This is a genomic window from Caballeronia udeis (assembly GCF_001544555.2).
Lineage (GTDB): Bacteria > Pseudomonadota > Gammaproteobacteria > Burkholderiales > Burkholderiaceae > Caballeronia > Caballeronia udeis.
In genome coordinates this window covers 66,082-81,830 of the sequence record NZ_FCOK02000017.1, presented here as the reverse complement: position 1 = coordinate 81,830, position 15,749 = coordinate 66,082, and the positions used below count along the sequence as shown (strand labels likewise).

Genomic DNA, 15,749 nt, shown 5'->3' with positions numbered 1-15,749 from the left:
AACTCCATGGTATTGCGGCGCTGAGCGCGCTTAAAACCGCTTGCCGCCTGGTCGAAGCTTCGACCAGGGGCAAACGGAGACCGGATGTTTAAAAAGGGAAAGGTCGCGTTCAGGCCATGACCGAAAGCTGCCGGGTGCAGGCATCAAGCGCGATCCGGAGTTGCTCTTTGAGCGTGACTGAAGCTTCCATGATCGGCCGGCGCGTCTCGCTTCCAATCAGGCCGTCCAGTGCCAGCGCCGCCTTCACGCCGGCCGGGTTGGGTGCGCTGAACAGGAGCTTGATGACCGGCTTGAGCGCTTCGAAAAACGCAACAGCGTCGTCCGTTCTCTCGGATAAAACCCGTTCATGGATCTCGGCAAGAACATCGGCGAAAAGATGGGCGCTCGTCAGGATGCCACCCGATCCGCCGGCGATCAGGCAGTCGACATAGGCGTCGTCGTTGCCGCACAGCAAGCTGATCGGCATTTGGCCAAGCTTTTGGAAAGTCGCCGGCGCGCACGCCTTGATGGCGACAATATTGGCACGTTCGATAAGACGCTCAACCGTGCTCGTCTCGATGGAGACGCCGGTTCGATGCGGCACGTCGTACAAAATGATGGGCCGTTCGGTGACACGCGCAACCTCATCGAAGTGCCAGCGAATGCCGTTTTGATCAGGGCAGATGTAGGCTGGCGCGGAGACCAGGTATCCGCCGATATCCCAGCGGTCCAGCTCGCGGATTTCCTGCACCATGTCGCGCGTATTCATGCCGCCGACACCCACCACCACCGTCAGGCGCGTCCCAATCACCTCGAACAGGGAGCGCAGCACTTTATGCCGCTCGCTGTGATCGAGCAACGCCGCTTCGCCGGTTGTTCCCAGTGCGACGAACCCGCTGATCTCCTGGCTGAGATAGCGCTCGGCAAGGCGCTGGAGCGCGTCGACGTCAACTTGCTTATCCTTGAACGGCGTGACAATAGGCAACCATATTCCAGACACCATGATCAACTCCGCTGCGCGCGGCGACCGGCCGCACGCAAAGTAGTCAATGGGTTCACCGCGTTTGAAACCTCTGCCGGGCGCACTGCTTGCCCGACGTGAATGCTCGTTGAGACATCTTCGAACGTCATGATGATTTGCTTCGAGTTCCATTCAATTGCATCAAACGAAGCCTATAGGATCGGGTGTAAATGTCCTGTTAAAAAACACGATTCGTGCGTATAGAACGTGGGTTTCCGAGTGTGTTTCAAGGCGCGGGACGGTGCGAATAAAAACGGTGTAAAACCCGACGGGGTTTGCGTACATTCGGCGTAAACATCAAGTAGTTATGGAATTTTTCCTGCTATAAAGAAGGAATCCTACACTTCCATGGACCGATGACGCCGGAGATTTCATGTCCAAGCAGCGCACAGCAACTAAAAGCCCGGGACGGCATGACGCAAACGTGAAGCAGCACAATCAAGCACCGTCGGGCATGTTCGAAAGGGCAATGCTGCCAACGAAGTGGATCATGCGCATGAGGGGAGCGGTCAAAGTCATTCTGATCGCCGGCGCTATCAATGAGCTCCTGAACTCCGTGTTCATGTATGTCTCCCAACAAGTCGATCCCGGCTTGCCGCCTGTCACGGCTACCGTATTCAGCTTCACGACGTGTGCAATGGTGGGCTTCTGGTTTCAGGCAGATGCCCGGCGCGCGTATCTTTTCGCTCGCGACAGAGGCTACATAGCACGCGTCAACGCCACGAACCGGGCGCCGCATATCGCGGCCAACTGTCCGAAACGATGGCTCGTGGTTCTTTACATAGAGCTGAATCCGGCTCTGGTCGGCCTGTAGGGTCTGCCCTTCAGCAAGGTCGGTTTCTATTGTTGAGACAGCGATTTTTACAGAACTTTTTACGAAACGTTAACGCCGGTTTTGCTAGCCTTGAAAAAGGCAACGAAAAACGGGGGCGGTATGACGCACACATTGGCGGCCCTGCGGGCGCTTCTCTCATCGGGCAAGGCTCCGGCCCAGCATCGGCCACCTCGCGCACCTGGCCGCAATGTGATGATGCACATCACGCTTGACGCGCAACACGCCACGCCGCTGCGTCAGGCTCTGATCCGTGATTGTGCGGGGCAGCCGTGGACCATTCGCCTTGTGCCTTTGTACGGAACCGACCGCGTCCGTCTGTCGCTCTATCTCCCGAGGGAGGCCGTGAGCGGAGCGATCCAGCGAGTCGCGCATCTGGCGCCGGATGCCGAGGTGGGGCAACTGTTTGAGATCCCTCAAACTCCCACCGTGGCCTGGCGGGATTTGATGCATCCCGTGTCTCCTCCGAGTCTCGACCCGGCTGGTCAATCAGACGACATGACTCCTGGAAACGCCCTCGCGCAACTGCTCGCCCAGGATCACGTCCTGCTCGGTCTGGAGGTCGCCAGCCGGGAGTCACTCTTCGCGCACCTTGGCCGTTTCTGTGAACACCACTTCGGGCTGCCAGCGGCGACCGTGATTGCGGGCCTCGCGGCACGCGAATCGTTAGGCTCGACCGCGCTGGGCCAGGGGGTCGCCGTTCCGCATGGCCAGATCAAGGGGCTGCGGCGGGCCATAGCGTTGTATGTTCGTCCGGCGACACCCATTCCGTTTGATGCGCCTGACGGAAATACGGTCAGCGACCTGGTCGTGCTATTGGTCCCGGAATCGGCCAACAGCACGCATCTGCATCTGCTAGCCGACGTAGCGCAGCGCTTCTGCGATCACCACTTTCGAGAGCAACTCCATGCTTGTGTCGATGCACAGGCCGTGTGCCAGTTGTTCGTTGGCTACAACGCACCGGATGCCGGTCTGTCCGGTCGTCCTCATGCACCGGTTAAATCATTCGGCAGAGGCCGATAGGTTCTTACGCCCGTCACGTTGAGGTGACCGGTCAGCCGGCAACGGGTATATGGTTCGTTATGTGCGCAGTGGTCTTAAGCCCGCCCGAACCTCCTCTGCAAATAACTGCGGCTGTTCCCATGCGGCGAAGTGCCCGCCTTTATCCACCCGGTTGTAATAGATAAGGTTGTGATACGCACGCTCCGTCCAACTCCGCGGTGCCTGATAGTTCTCGCGAGGAAAGACGCTCACGGCAGCCGGGACTGATACATCGGCGGCGGCCAGGAAGTTGAAGTGAGACTCCCAATAAAAGCGCGCGGCGGAAATCCCCGTGTTCGTCAACCAGTAGAGCGTGATGTCATCGAGCACATCGTCCCGTGTCAGCTCGCCTGCTGATTCTCCATTGACTGAGCGCCCGAACACGGCCGAGGTCAGTGCCGCCGCCGGCTGCACATACCCGTCGCAGCATTGTCATGCTTCGAACGAACATGGACGAAATGAATGTCCAGCCCATCGATCTCGGTCACGAACTGCGGCAAGGCGTTCAGTTTTGCCTCGCACTTGCGCCAGTCGTAGTCGGTCGCCCAATGGCGCGCGAGTTCCTGAATCATTGCAAGCGGCACGCCTTGCGAGTCGTCGGTGACCGTCTCGCGCTCAGGCCACCTGGTCGCTTTGATGCGTCTTCGCAAATCGATCAGTTGCGACTCCGGGACATGGACACGAAGTGGACGAATAGCGGTCTTGTCGCCGCTCGTCGATTGGGCAACTTCGGTAATTGCCTGGTCAGGTTCTGCTAAGGCGAGCTGACTCAATGAGCCCGCAGCAATGGTCGCCGCGGCCACACTGACAAAACGACGGCGAGACGACGATTGGGGACCGGTGTTGTCCGACATAAAATCTCCGATTGGCGATAACGCTTGGTTGAGCGTATTGGACCGTGCGGATGTATCTCGCTTGTGTCGCCAAAGCGGCTTGGGTGCAATGTTGTATGTCAGGAGACCGCCCAGATACATTGCGATACAAAGCGTCGCGCGTATTGGGCTATAAAGCAGCCATGCCTGTTGCGGAGAACCACATGAGCACCGAATTGCTGCACGGATCCTGTCATTGCGGGACCGTGAAATTTGAAGTCCGTACTGCCGTCGCCCCTGCTGCGCGTTGCAATTGCAGCCTGTGCCGGCGCAAGGGCGCGCTGATGACGCCGGCGTTCGCCGCGGGCGAACTGAAGATCCTGCAGGGTGAGGAAGCGCTAACGCTCTACCAGTTCAATACGCGCACGGCGAAGCACTACTTCTGCAAGCATTGCGGCATTTATCCGTTCCACCAGACGCGTACGGATCCGCGGCGCTGGCGTGCCAACATTGGTTGCCTGGAAGGCATCGATCCGTATACGCTGGAAGCCGCCGTCGCCAATGGCGCCAGCCTGTCCGTCGTGGAAGACGCATGAGACGGCTCATGGCAATTCTCGCCTTCCTGGCGGGCGGATTGGCAGCGGAACTGGCGCACCCCGTGCGCTGTTCGCTTGTCAACGTGAACCAGGTGCGCGTTAACCGTCGGAGGGATTGATTCATTGATGGAAAACGCCGACCACGTGCTGATCGTCGACGACGATCGCGGTATCCGCGAACTGCTTGCCACCTATCTCGAGAAGAACGGGATGCGCGTTTCGCTGGCCGCCAACGGCCGCCAGATGCGCGCGGTCCTCGAGCAAGGTGCGCCTGATCTGATCGTGCTTGACCTGATGATGCCCGGCGAAGACGGCCTCGTGCTGTGCCGGGAATTGCGTGCCGGCAAGTTTCGCGCGGTGCCGGTATTGATGCTGACCGCCCGCAGCGAGGAGGCGGATCGCATTGTCGGGCTGGAAATGGGCGCCGACGATTACCTGGCCAAACCGTTTGCAGTGCGCGAACTGCTGGCGCGCATCCGCTCCGTGTTGCGCCGCACTCGTATGCTGCCGCCCGGCATGCAGGTGACGGAAACCGCGCCGATGATCGGCTTCGGCGACTGGCGGCTCGACACCACCGCACGCCATCTGCTCGACGCCGAGGGCACCATGGTGGCCCTGAGCGGCGCGGAGTACCGCTTGCTGCGCGTATTCCTCGATCATCCCCAGCGCGTGCTCACCCGGGATCAATTGCTCAATCTGACCCAGGGCCGCCAGGCCGATCCGTTCGACCGCTCGATCGATCTGCTGGTCAGCCGCTTGCGGCAGCGCCTGCAGGATACGGCGCGCGAGCCGCGTTACATCAAGACACTGCGCAGCGAAGGTTATGTATTTTCAGCGGCCGTGATCATGATCGAAGGCAACCCATGAAACTGAATGCGTTGCTGCACTGGCCGCGCACGCTGTTCGCGCGGCTTGCCCTGATTCTGTTTGTCAGCCTTGCACTGGTGCAAACGCTGTCGGTCTGGCTCACCGTGACGGAACGGGACCAGACCATGACCAACGTGATGATGGGTTACATCGAACGCGAGGTCACCAGTTCCGTCGCGCTCCTCGATCATCTGCCTGCCAACGAACGTGCCGAATGGCTGCCAAGGCTGGCGCGGCGCAGCTATAGCTTCATTCTCGGCCCGGGTATCCCGGGTGCTCCTCCTGATGCGCAGCTCTCAGCGAGGGTGGCTCAGTCCATTGCAGACGGTATTGGCAAGCGCTATCCGCTAACGGTCAACGCCATCCCGGGTGAACCCGACCGCCTGCAAGTCCATCTGCAGTTGAGTGACGGCACGCCCCTGACGATCGACTACCGCCCCATGCCGGGTGCGCCGTTGTCGCCGTGGCTGTCGTGGCTGCTCATCCTGCAACTGGTAGTGCTGGCGGCCTGCTGCTGGCTGGCGGTACGGCTGGCGACACGTCCGCTGAGCCACTTGGCGCGAGCGGCCGATACCCTGGGGCCCGACCTGAAGGCGGAGCGCCTGTCCGAAGACGGACCGGACGAAGTGGCGCGCGCGGCGCGGGCGTTCAACGCCATGCAGGATCGCATCAGGCTATACATGACCGAGCGCCTGCAGATCCTCGCGGCGATTTCGCACGACCTGCAAACGCCGATTACCCGCATGCGTCTGCGCCTCGACGTGATGGACGACAGCCCCGAGGGAGCAAAGCTGCAGCAGGACCTGCAGGAGATGGAGACGATGGTCAAGGAAGGCGTCACGTACGCACGCACCATGCACGGCGCCAGTGAGGCGCCTCTCCGTATCGACCCGGACGCGCTGTTCGACAGCCTCGTGTTCGACTATGTCGATGCCGGCAAGGAAGTCTCGCTGCAAGGGCGAATTGACACTGCGCTGGTGACGCGCCCTCAGGCGTTGCGCCGGATCGTTGGCAACCTCGTGGATAACGCGTTGAAGTTTGGCGGCGCGGCTGAGATCAGGGTCGCCGCCTCAGAGGATGGGCACGTGACGGTCTCGGTGCTCGATCGCGGACCGGGTATTCCGGCTGAGTCGCTGGAAGCGGTGTTCGAACCGTTCTATCGGCTGGAAGGATCGCGCAATCGGGGAACCGGCGGCACCGGACTAGGGCTTGCGATTGCGCGGCAACTCGCTTTGGCGATGGACGCGGCGCTGTCATTGCACAACCGGCCCGACGGTGGCCTGGAAGCCAGGCTTCTATTGAAAGGCGTCAGCTAAGGTCCGATAGCGCGACGACTTCCTTAAGAAAAATCAGCGTAGGGACGCCACTCGCCTTTGATCAGACGGAAGACAGCGGAATGGAGCGCAATGGAATGGATAAGAACGGTGCATTCATTTTCTTGTGACCTTGCAGCCGCACTAAGCGCCTGGAGAAAAATTAGGACCGGAGCTAAAGCGACCCGTTAAAGGAAAAAGAAAGTCCATTCGGCAATCAGGGTCAGTCTCTACGGCAAGATTGTTTTATTACGCCGCGACACAATCGGCCCGGAAAATTAGCGCTTATCGTACAATTCGCCGCCACCAGATCGATTATCAAACTCCGGAATCGCAATGATTAACCTGAGGTTGCAATCTTGGGCCGGGGAAGCCCTGTCCGTTGTATGCGCAGTGCTGTTATTCGTGGGGATGTTCGACCATATGACAGCCATTAAATACATTGGCATCGGCATTCTTATAGCAATTGTCGCTTCGTTTGCTGTTAAGTCTTTGCTAACAAATTCCCGCGAGCGCGATTTCCCTGCCTCTTCCTTGCTAATAGCGCTTGGCGTCTGGGCGCTTTGGACCTTGATGTCCGCAGCGTGGTCAGTCAATCCAGACGCGACCCTGCATGCATGGCTTGACGAGATAGCTTATCCGCTAGCGGCGTTCTACGCCTTCTGGCTAGTTGGACAATCACCGCTTAAGCAACAGCGCCTGCTACAGAACGTGGCATGGGCCACGTGCCTCATCCTGGCCGCGATCAGTGTTGTCTATTTCCACTATCTTGACCCCGGCGCACCCAAGCCGGGGCTGATGCATTTCTACGCTCGCGTCGGGCATTCCAGCACGCTGGCGCTCATGGCCATTCCCCTCTTTGCGACCATGGCCGCCAAGACCGAAACAAGAATTCGCGGCCTGACGGGCGTGCTATTTTGCGTGGTGATCGGCGGCGCGACGTTGAACCGCTTCTTCTGGATTGCGTTAGCCGTGGTTGCCGTGGTGCTGGTGTGGCCCCGTTCTTCACGCGAGCGCGTAAGGGCATGGACCGCACTGGGCGCACTGCTGGTAGTGACGTTGGTGGCTGTTGCGTTCAGCAACAAGCTGCGGCTCATGAGCCCCGCTGTGGGCAGCGTGGCCGCTCCCGCGGTTCAAGTGTCCAGTTCGACACCTGAGGTTCTGCGCGTGGTCGCCCGCGCCCCTGATTTACAACTCGCGGCTATTGAAAGCGCGCCGGCGCCCAAACCCGTCACGTTGATCGAGCATCTGCGCGTGGTCAGCGGCATAAATCGGGCAATGCGCTCGGATGCGCGGCCAAGGATCTGGGAGTTCTATGGAAGTCAGGTCGCCAAGCACCCCTGGATAGGCATTGGTTTTGGCAAACCCCTACCCTCGCTGGCTTACGGAAGCCTGGTCCCGGACGACCTGTTCAAGCTGGACGGCAACGTGCGCACGCATGCGCACAACCTCTTTCTCAATACGCTGCTTCAGGTCGGCATTGTGGGGCTGATCCTCCAGCTTGCAGCCTTGGGGTGCCTCGCTTACCAGTTTTTCGCGGTGCGCTTGACTCATCCTCAGTGGTATCGCGCAGGCCTTGCGCTGATCCTGGGCATGCTCGCCAAGAATCTGACCGATGACTTCATGTGGCAGTCGACCATGCTGATGTTCTGGTCCTATTGCGGCTGGCTGTTAGGGCAATCCGCCATTCGCCTGAATACGCTCGGCGCGACAACGGGCGGATATCGGGAAGCGCCGCATTCTGTCGACGCCAAGCCCGCTGAACGTGAGTTGGAAGCTGTCGGCTGACGACCGGAAAAGAGTTAGCGGCTTAAGGACTTAGGTTAAGGAATAGGCCTTTTCCATAGGCCGAGTGAACGTATTCATCCAGTCCCTTAGCCAGGGCTGCAAACGCGACCTTACAACTCGGGTTGTCGCGCAAGTCTTCATGCATGGCAAGCCAGGTATCCAGCCGAAGCGATATCTTCTTGGGAAAAAGACGAATCAGATCAGGGTCCCGGCGAGCCAGCCCCACCTGACACATGCCAACACCAAAACCCGCCCGCAACATCGCAAGCGAAGCCAGATCGCTGTCCGTGCGTAACGCCATCATTTCCCGGCGTATCTCCGGTAGCTGGGGTTTCATGCTGCGAATAAAAGCGGTTTCCTTGTCGAAACCAATCAACGCATGGTTAGCAAGGTCGTCAATATTCCCAGGCTTGCCGCGCCGTTCGAGATAACGCTTGTGCGCATGGAGCCCAAGCTCGACGTCACCTATCCGGCGTGCAATCAACACGCCCTGGCTTGGCCGTTGCATCCGGACTGCTATATCCGCTTCGCGCTGCAGCAGGTCTTCAATCCGGTTGGACGGCATCAGTTCAATGACCAGTTCAGGGTAAGCGGCGTGCAGCGCAGTGATGATGGGCGGCAGTACTTCCACGCTGATGACGTCGCTGGCAGTGATGCGGATGGTGCCGCGGACTCCCACTCCCTGACTCGATGCGGCCCGCAATAACGCGGCACTATTCGATTCCAGCGCTTCGGCAAACGGCTTCAATGCCAGCGCTTCCTGCGTAGGGCTAAGGCCCTGTTGCGTACGGATAAAAAGCGCATAACCCATGATTTGTTCAAGCGCATCCACATGACGTCCTACCGTAGGCTGCGTCAGTCCCAGCGCACGCGCCGCCGCCGAGAGCGAACCCTCGCGCACGACGCCCAGAAAAGTCCGGTAGAGGTCCCAGCTAGGTTCAGTCTCAGTCATACAAAAATGTATATCCGCTCTATTGGTATCGATAATTTCATTTAACTGCCGCCTGCGCAAGAATAATCGCCATGACATCAGGAGGCAAACATGACAGACATTCGTACGGCACTGGTTTTGGGAGCGACCGGCGGCATAGGTGGCGAAGTGGCGCGGCAACTTGCTGCGCGTGGCTGGAAGGTGCGCGCGTTGCATCGCAACCCCATGGCGCTGACTAACCGCGACGATCGATTCGAATGGATCAAGGGCGACGCGATGAATCGTCAGGATGTGATTGCCGCCGCGAAAGGCGTGCAACTCATTCTCCACGCGGTCAATCCACCGGGATATCGCAACTGGGCCGAACTCGTGCTCCCCATGATCGACAACACCATTGCTGCGGCGCACGCTTCAGGCGCGAGGATCGTGTTGCCCGGCACAGTCTATAACTACGGCCCGAACGCGTTCCCTGTGTTACGCGAATCGTCGCCTCAGGAACCCCTCACGCACAAGGGAGCAATCCGCGCCGAGCTGGAGCGCCGTCTGCAAGCGGCAAGTTCGAAGGGCGTACGCAGTCTTGTCGTCCGGGCTGGCGATTTTTTCGGCCCCGGCAGTACCGGCAATAGCTGGTTTTCAGGGGGTCTCGTCAAACCGGGTAAACCCGTTCGCGCCATGTTCTATCCGGGCAAGTCCGGTGTTGGACATCAGTGGGCCTATGTGCCCGACGTAGCGCGAACCATGGTGCGCCTGATCGAGCAGGAAGACAGACTGCCCGTCTTCGCGGCCTTTCACATGCGGGGTCATTGGGACGCCGACGGCACGCGAATGATCGGTGCAATCAAACGCTCGGTCGGCCAGCCCGCAAAGGTGCGCGCGTTCCCGTGGTGGATCCTTCCTCTGATGTCGCCATTCTCCCAGATGTTCCGCGAGATGCGGGAGATGCGCTATTTGTGGAAGGAGCCCATACGCATGGAGAATGCTTCGCTGCTGACCACGCTTGGCGAGGAACCGCACACGCCTTGGGACGAGGCGGTCAAGACCACGCTGAGCGCGCTGCACTGCATCTAAAACAACGCCTTCATTGAACTGGGTGTCAGAGCATGCAATTTAAAATCAACAAGTCATCACCGTTTTTCAGGGCCGTCGAACCTGACCTTTGCGTTCAACTCGCGGACTATCGAAGGAACACAATCAAACACGTCGCCAACCAGACCATAGTCCGCGACGCTGAAAATTGGCGCCTCTGCGTCCTTGTTGATAGCGACAATTACCTTGGAACGTTACGCCGTGCCGCCACCACGTTGCCCGTGTGCTTCAGGATGCGGCGCTCAACACGCTTGCGCCTTCAGGCGCTTCTTATGTGAGGTACTCAGGCTTCGTGTACTGGCCTAAGCGATTGGAGACAAAGTCTGTTCAATCCAGCGATACCCGTCTAGTGAAAATATCTGATGTGGCGATTCCTTTTACTTATAGCTCGACGGGCGTTCACCCGCTGCCGCATCAACACCGCCAAGCGCGTGTTGACGCAAGCAGCGGCGAGCTGATCGATCATGTAGCCGGGTTCGCATGTCCGCTGTCGCCCTTCGTCCGCGCGTCGTCGTATTCCCGCGAGATGTCCTTGTTCGTGTAGTCACCTAGCCGCGAAGCGGCAATCAGGCTGACCACCGCGCACGCGAGGATATAAGCCGCGATTGCATAGCCCGAATGGTAGTAAGCGAAGAGCGCGGTCGCAATCAGCGGCGCAGGGCCGCCGGCAATGACCGAAGCCAACTGATAGCCCATGGACGCACCGCTGTAACGCAGCCGCCCAGTGAAGGACTCAGCGATCAAAGCGGCCTGGGGACCGTACAACATCGAATGCGGTACCAGCGAGAGCACAATGGCCACGAAGATCCACATCGGATCGCGGCTGTCGACCATCGCAAAATAGAGGAAGCCGAATACGCCCACGACGGCGGCGCCGATCATATACATCCGCCGCCGTCCGATCAGATCGGACACGTGGCCAAACAGCGGGATGGTGAAGAACTCCAGCACGGAAGCCGCCAGCACCGCCGTCAGCAGCAGGTCGCGTGACACGCCCAGTGTCGTGACGCCATAGGTGAAGACAAAGGCCGTGAAAATATAGAAAGGAGCCTGTTCGGCCATGCGTGCAAAGGCCGAGAGAAGGATGTCTTTCGGCTGGCGGCGCAGTACCTCGAGCATCGGAGTCCTCTCGATCTTGCGCTCAGCCAGGAGCCGCGCGAAGATCGGCGTCTCGAGAATATTCACGCGGATGTAGAGGCCGATCCCGACCAGCACGATGCTGAGGAGGAAAGGTACGCGCCAGCCCCATGTGAGGAAACCGCTGCCGGAGATCTGGCTCATGGCAAGCACGGCCAGGTTGGCGAGGAACAGTCCCACCGGCACTCCGAACTGCGGCCAGGAGGCGACAAAACCGCGATGCGAGTTGGTGCGTGCCCATTCCATCGACATCAAGACCGAGCCACCCCATTCGCCGCCGACGCCCACACCCTGGATGAAGCGCAGCACCGTGAGCAAGACGGCGCCCCAGATGCCGATCACCGCATAAGTAGGAACAAAGGCTACGGCAAACGTGGCGATTCCCATCAGCAAAAGCGTTACGATCAGCGTGGCCTTGCGTCCGATGCGATCGCCGTAGTGCCCGAAAATGGCCGCGCCAACCGGCCGTGCCGCGAAGCCGACGGCGTAGATCAGGAAGGCCTGCAAGGTGCCGACGAGCGGGGCCGATTCCGGAAAATACAGCTTGGCGAAAACCAGCCCAGTCACCGTACTGTAGAGGAAGAAGTCGTACCATTCGATCGTCGTACCGATCGTGCTTGCGATGACGGCGCGGCGCAACTGACGCCGGGCGTCCTCATCGGAGAGGGGCATCGCCCCTGATTGCGTGGCAGCCATTTGGAAGCCTCCCCAAAAAGAGGACCACATCACACATAGACAATTTAAGTGATTAGAGGTTCCAGTGGCGCCCGGTACGACTGGCAGCATGCTTCGCAATCGTTAGCGTGACGTTTGACCCGGCACACCGGGGTCCTCGAGGCGCGCTCAAGTGGTTATTCGCCACGCACAAAAATCAGTTTCAAAGAGAACGCGGCTAAATCGGCCCGAACGACGAAATCCGCCCATCGGTAAAAACGAACCCTCTATTAACGGCAATATTTGATAAAACTTTAGAGCTATTTTCGCACTAATTATTTTGCGTAATTAAGCATAACCGAATACCTAAGCCCAGCAAGGGCCAGTAGGGTAAACAACGTTATTTTTCCTCAGCGGTCACGCATTAGTAACATTAAATCAACACTATTCGAGTCTCTTAAAAGAAGCACCTATTCCACAAGGCCGGCCTGTTCCTGGCCAGGCCTTGATACGCCAGTTTCGCCCGGGGAGTTTCTCGAATGACTATCCGTCATCGCATTACGCTATTGGTCATCCTGATGTTCGTCGCCTTATCGGCGATCGGCGGTTACGCCGTCTACCAGACGCGGCACAGCGCATCGGAGGTCAAGCAAGTCACCGAAGGCGTGGTGCCCAGCGCGCTGGCTTCCGCCGACCTGGTTTCGCAGGTCAAGGACGTGCAACTTGCCACCATGACGCTTGTGTATTCGCCGGACGGCAACGTCGTCGCCCAGGCGCAGGATGCATTGAAAGCGAAGAAGGCGTCCCTGCAGCAAGCGCTCGCCTTCCAGGCACGTAACGCGCACAGCCACGCACAAGTCGGATTGGTAAGCCAAGCTAACGACAGCCTCGAGAACTACTTCTCGGCGATCAATGACACGGCAAAGATGAAAGCCGCGGGCAAGAACGAGCTCGCGCAAGCGTTTTTGTTCGCCAACGTGGCGCAGTATCGCGACGAACTGGAAGGCATAGTCGAGACCCTTCGCATTGAGAAGAACCGCGAGAAGGACGATGCAATCACCGCGCTGAACCACACGCTCGCGACAACAACGACCGCTATCGCCATTGTGACGGGTGTCGCCATCGTGCTGCTGAGCCTGATCGGTTCCCTGCTCTACCGCCAGATCACGCAACCGCTAAGCCGCATGCAGGCCATGATGAGCGAGATTGCCTCCAGCCAGGACTTCACGCGCCGCGTGCCGGTGGGACGGATGGACGAGATCGGCCACTCTATTGTCGCGTTCAACGGCATGATCGAAAAGATCCAGGAGAACTCGGCCTTGCTGACGCAGAAGACCGCAGACATCCAGGCCATGCTGCAAAACATGCAACAGGGCATCCTGACGGTCGTATCCGGGGCCGTTGTCCATGCCGAGTACTCGGCGCATCTTGAAGCGATCTTCGAAACGAAGGACATTGCCGGCCGCAGCCTCATGGACCTGGTGTTCTCGGACACCGATCTTGGCGCCGACGTGCTCTCGCAAGTAGACGCAGCCAGCCATGCATGCCTCGGCGAAGACAGCATCAACTTCGAGTTCAATCAACACCTGCTGGTACACGAAACCGCGAAGCGCATGCCCGACGGCCGCGTGAAAATTCTTGACCTCAGCTGGTCCGCCATCACCGACGAAACCGACACCATCGTGCGCCTGATGCTGTGCGTGCGCGACGTCACGGAGTTGCGCGCACTGGCTGCGGAAACGACCGAGCAGAAACGCAGGCTGGAAATGATCGGTGAAATCCTCGCGATCAACCAGGAGAAGTTCCACCACTTCATCGAAAGCTCAACCACCTTTATCAGCGAGAACGAACGGATCATTCGCGAGCACCGCCAGGCGAACGGCGCCGCCATTGCCGAACTGTTCCGCAACATGCATACGATCAAGGGCAACGCGCGTACCTACAGCCTCCAGTACCTGACCGACATTGTTCACGAGACCGAGCAGAGCTACGACGAACTGCGCAAGCCCGACGCGCAGCGGACCTGGGATCAGGAAAGCCTTGCACAGGAACTGGCTCGCGTACGTGAAGTGGTCGAGAGTTACGCCGAGATCAACGAGGTCAGCCTGGGACGCAAGGGACCTGGCCAGGGCGGTGACGCGCAACGGTACCTGACAATCGATATCGAACATATTCAGGAAAGCCTGCGTCAGCTCGAAGCCATGAATGTGGGCACTCCCGGCGACCTGATCGAAATGCGCGACGCGTTGCATCAGACCTTGCGCCTGCTCGGAACTGAAAGTCTTGGCCAGGTGCTCTCCGGTGTGCTCGACTCACTCCCCTCGCTCGCGAAGGAACTGGGCAAGGAAGCGCCCGTGGTACGTATTCGTGACAACAACACCCGGTTGCATGGTCACGCCAGCGGCGTGTTGAAAAACGTGTTCATGCATCTGCTGCGCAATTCGATGGACCACGGCATCGAGACGGCCGAGGCGCGCGTGGCGCAAGGAAAGACAGCGGGCGGCACGATCGATATCGACATGAGTCTCGCGGAAGACACAGTCCGCATTACGCTGAAAGACGACGGCCGCGGCCTCGCCCTGAGGCGGATTCGCAATATTGCAGTCGAGCGCGGCTGGATTGGCAGCGACGACAAGACCAGCGACGAGGAGATTGCCGACCTCATCTTCCGCCCGGGCTTCTCGACGGCGGAGCAGGTCACGGAAGTGTCGGGCCGTGGCGTGGGCATGGACGCCGTGCGCGACTTCCTCAAGCGCAAAGACGGCAGCATCAAGCTGCGCTTTACCGATGATCATGCGGGTGCGGAATTCCGCCGCTTCGAAACGGTTGTTTGCTTACCGGACAACGTCGCCGTAGACGGTAGCGGAGCGCAAGCGCAACGCGAGGCCGACGAAGTTTCAGCCTAGCACTCACAACGAACCCAAGCAGAAGCGCATCGGTTGAACCCCGGAAGGATTGATTGTGATGGAACAGTATCTGTTGGCAGCAATGGCAGGGGCCGTGGCGACGGCCATCCTGGCCGTGCTCTTGCACAAGTGGGATAACGCGCGAACCCTGGACCGGCTTCAATCGGAAGCGGACGGCAAGATCAAGACGCTAACGCAAACCAATGCGCAGCAAAGTGCGTCGATCAATGAGGCGGAGCACAAGACCCGGCAACTGGAATCTTCAATTGCCCGGCTGAGCGAGGATCTCGCCAGGCAATCGAAGAGTGCGGGCGAGGATCGTGCAGCGCTGGCAGCGGCTCTTGGAGACAAGGAGCAACTGCTCGATCAGGCAAGACGGATTGCCGGCGAAGCATCGCGGCTCAAGAGTCTCGCGGCCACGTTCGAACGGTGGCACGAGCAGATGATTTCGCTGATGACGCAGAACCAGGACATGCATGCGAAAAATCACGAGCTGTCGTCTATCGTCAAGCATGTGGTGATCGTTTCGTTGAACGCGTCCATTGAAGCCGCGCGTGCGGGCAACGCGGGGCGTGGATTTGCTGTGGTGGCCAGCGAAGTGCGGGCCCTCGCGGCACGTTCGGAAGAACTGTCGAGGAGCTACCGTGACAGCCTGCACCGCAATGACCTGACAACGACCGCCACGTTCCAGGACATCCAGGCTGGCGGAAAGATGATCACCGCGTCGCTTAGCAGCGTCGAGGTGCTTGCCGATCAATTCCAGGCAAGGCTCCACTAGGCATCGAA

General features: G+C 59.2%; 12 protein-coding genes and 1 pseudogene. 9 read left to right on the top strand and 4 right to left on the bottom strand.

What is annotated here, in order from left to right:
- Positions 1–109: 109 nt before the first annotated feature.
- Complete coding sequence (gene dapA, locus AWB69_RS14660; RefSeq protein ID WP_062085928.1) at positions 110–982, bottom strand: 4-hydroxy-tetrahydrodipicolinate synthase; 873 nt, start codon at positions 980–982, stop codon at positions 110–112.
- Between the two features lie 391 nt (positions 983–1,373).
- Between dapA and AWB69_RS14655 the strand changes: the two genes are divergently transcribed.
- Both AWB69_RS14655 and AWB69_RS14650 read left to right on the top strand, forming a co-directional pair.
- The gene (locus AWB69_RS14655; protein ID WP_062085824.1) at positions 1,374–1,814 is read left to right on the top strand and encodes a hypothetical protein; all 441 of its coding nucleotides are present in this window, start codon (positions 1,374–1,376) and stop codon (positions 1,812–1,814) included.
- A 120-nt stretch (positions 1,815–1,934) separates the two neighbouring features.
- Positions 1,935–2,855: a PTS sugar transporter subunit IIA gene (locus AWB69_RS14650; RefSeq protein WP_075643918.1), complete on the top strand. Its 921-nt coding sequence runs from the start codon at positions 1,935–1,937 to the stop codon at positions 2,853–2,855.
- 57 nt (positions 2,856–2,912) lie between these two features.
- Here the strand turns inward: AWB69_RS14650 and AWB69_RS14645 are convergent.
- Positions 2,913–3,727: pseudogene (locus tag AWB69_RS14645) on the bottom strand (epoxide hydrolase N-terminal domain-containing protein).
- Positions 3,728–3,909: 182 nt separating this feature from the next.
- On the opposite strand from AWB69_RS14645, the gene AWB69_RS14640 reads away from it, so the two are divergent.
- The 4 genes from AWB69_RS14640 to AWB69_RS14625 all read left to right on the top strand — a co-directional run bounded on the left by AWB69_RS14640 (position 3,910) and on the right by AWB69_RS14625 (position 8,249).
- Positions 3,910–4,281, top strand: a complete 372-nt coding sequence (locus tag AWB69_RS14640; RefSeq protein WP_062085924.1) for a GFA family protein — start codon at positions 3,910–3,912, stop codon at positions 4,279–4,281.
- A 126-nt stretch (positions 4,282–4,407) separates the two neighbouring features.
- The gene (locus AWB69_RS14635; RefSeq protein WP_062085823.1) at positions 4,408–5,148 is read left to right on the top strand and encodes a response regulator; all 741 of its coding nucleotides are present in this window, start codon (positions 4,408–4,410) and stop codon (positions 5,146–5,148) included.
- Positions 5,145–6,464, top strand: a complete 1,320-nt coding sequence (locus tag AWB69_RS14630) for an ATP-binding protein (RefSeq protein WP_062085822.1) — start codon at positions 5,145–5,147, stop codon at positions 6,462–6,464. Before AWB69_RS14635 ends, AWB69_RS14630 begins: the two co-directional genes overlap by 4 nt.
- 570 nt (positions 6,465–7,034) lie before the next feature.
- On the top strand, positions 7,035–8,249 hold the full coding sequence (locus AWB69_RS14625; RefSeq protein WP_062085818.1) for an O-antigen ligase family protein: 1,215 nt from the start codon (positions 7,035–7,037) through the stop codon (positions 8,247–8,249).
- Between the two features lie 22 nt (positions 8,250–8,271).
- On the opposite strand, the gene AWB69_RS14620 is transcribed toward AWB69_RS14625, so the two are convergent.
- Positions 8,272–9,201: a LysR family transcriptional regulator gene (locus tag AWB69_RS14620; protein ID WP_062085817.1), complete on the bottom strand. Its 930-nt coding sequence runs from the start codon at positions 9,199–9,201 to the stop codon at positions 8,272–8,274.
- 90 nt (positions 9,202–9,291) lie between these two features.
- Here AWB69_RS14620 and AWB69_RS14615 point away from each other — a divergent pair, with 90 nt between their 5' ends.
- Positions 9,292–10,248: an SDR family oxidoreductase gene (locus AWB69_RS14615; protein WP_062085815.1), complete on the top strand. Its 957-nt coding sequence runs from the start codon at positions 9,292–9,294 to the stop codon at positions 10,246–10,248.
- Positions 10,249–10,728: 480 nt separating this feature from the next.
- Here the strand turns inward: AWB69_RS14615 and AWB69_RS14605 are convergent, their stop codons facing one another.
- Entirely contained in the window at positions 10,729–12,099 is a 1,371-nt protein-coding gene (locus AWB69_RS14605) for an MFS transporter (protein WP_062085813.1), read from the bottom strand.
- A 497-nt stretch (positions 12,100–12,596) separates the two neighbouring features.
- Here AWB69_RS14605 and AWB69_RS14600 point away from each other — a divergent pair, with 497 nt between their 5' ends.
- Positions 12,597–14,963 (top strand): ATP-binding protein, encoded by a 2,367-nt coding sequence (locus AWB69_RS14600; protein WP_062085812.1) that lies wholly within the window; start codon positions 12,597–12,599, stop codon positions 14,961–14,963.
- A gap of 55 nt (positions 14,964–15,018) precedes the next feature.
- Complete coding sequence (locus tag AWB69_RS14595; protein ID WP_062085922.1) at positions 15,019–15,741, top strand: methyl-accepting chemotaxis protein; 723 nt, start codon at positions 15,019–15,021, stop codon at positions 15,739–15,741.
- Positions 15,742–15,749: the final 8 nt, after the last annotated feature.

Bases quoted from the DNA above. Each gene is read 5' to 3' on its own strand.
- AWB69_RS14650 (WP_075643918.1), top strand. From the start codon at position 1,935: ATGACGCACACATTGGCGGCCCTGCGGGCGCTTCTCTCATCGGGCAAG.
- AWB69_RS14625 (WP_062085818.1), top strand. From the start codon at position 7,035: ATGTCCGCAGCGTGGTCAGTCAATCCAGACGCGACCCTGCATGCATGG.
- dapA (WP_062085928.1), bottom strand. From the start codon at position 982: ATGGTGTCTGGAATATGGTTGCCTATTGTCACGCCGTTCAAGGATAAG.
- AWB69_RS14600 (WP_062085812.1), top strand. From the start codon at position 12,597: ATGACTATCCGTCATCGCATTACGCTATTGGTCATCCTGATGTTCGTC.
- AWB69_RS14640 (WP_062085924.1), top strand. From the start codon at position 3,910: ATGAGCACCGAATTGCTGCACGGATCCTGTCATTGCGGGACCGTGAAA.
- AWB69_RS14605 (WP_062085813.1), bottom strand. From the start codon at position 12,099: ATGGCTGCCACGCAATCAGGGGCGATGCCCCTCTCCGATGAGGACGCC.
- AWB69_RS14615 (WP_062085815.1), top strand. From the start codon at position 9,292: ATGACAGACATTCGTACGGCACTGGTTTTGGGAGCGACCGGCGGCATA.
- AWB69_RS14620 (WP_062085817.1), bottom strand. From the start codon at position 9,201: ATGACTGAGACTGAACCTAGCTGGGACCTCTACCGGACTTTTCTGGGC.
- AWB69_RS14655 (WP_062085824.1), top strand. From the start codon at position 1,374: ATGTCCAAGCAGCGCACAGCAACTAAAAGCCCGGGACGGCATGACGCA.
- AWB69_RS14630 (WP_062085822.1), top strand. From the start codon at position 5,145: ATGAAACTGAATGCGTTGCTGCACTGGCCGCGCACGCTGTTCGCGCGG.
- AWB69_RS14635 (WP_062085823.1), top strand. From the start codon at position 4,408: ATGGAAAACGCCGACCACGTGCTGATCGTCGACGACGATCGCGGTATC.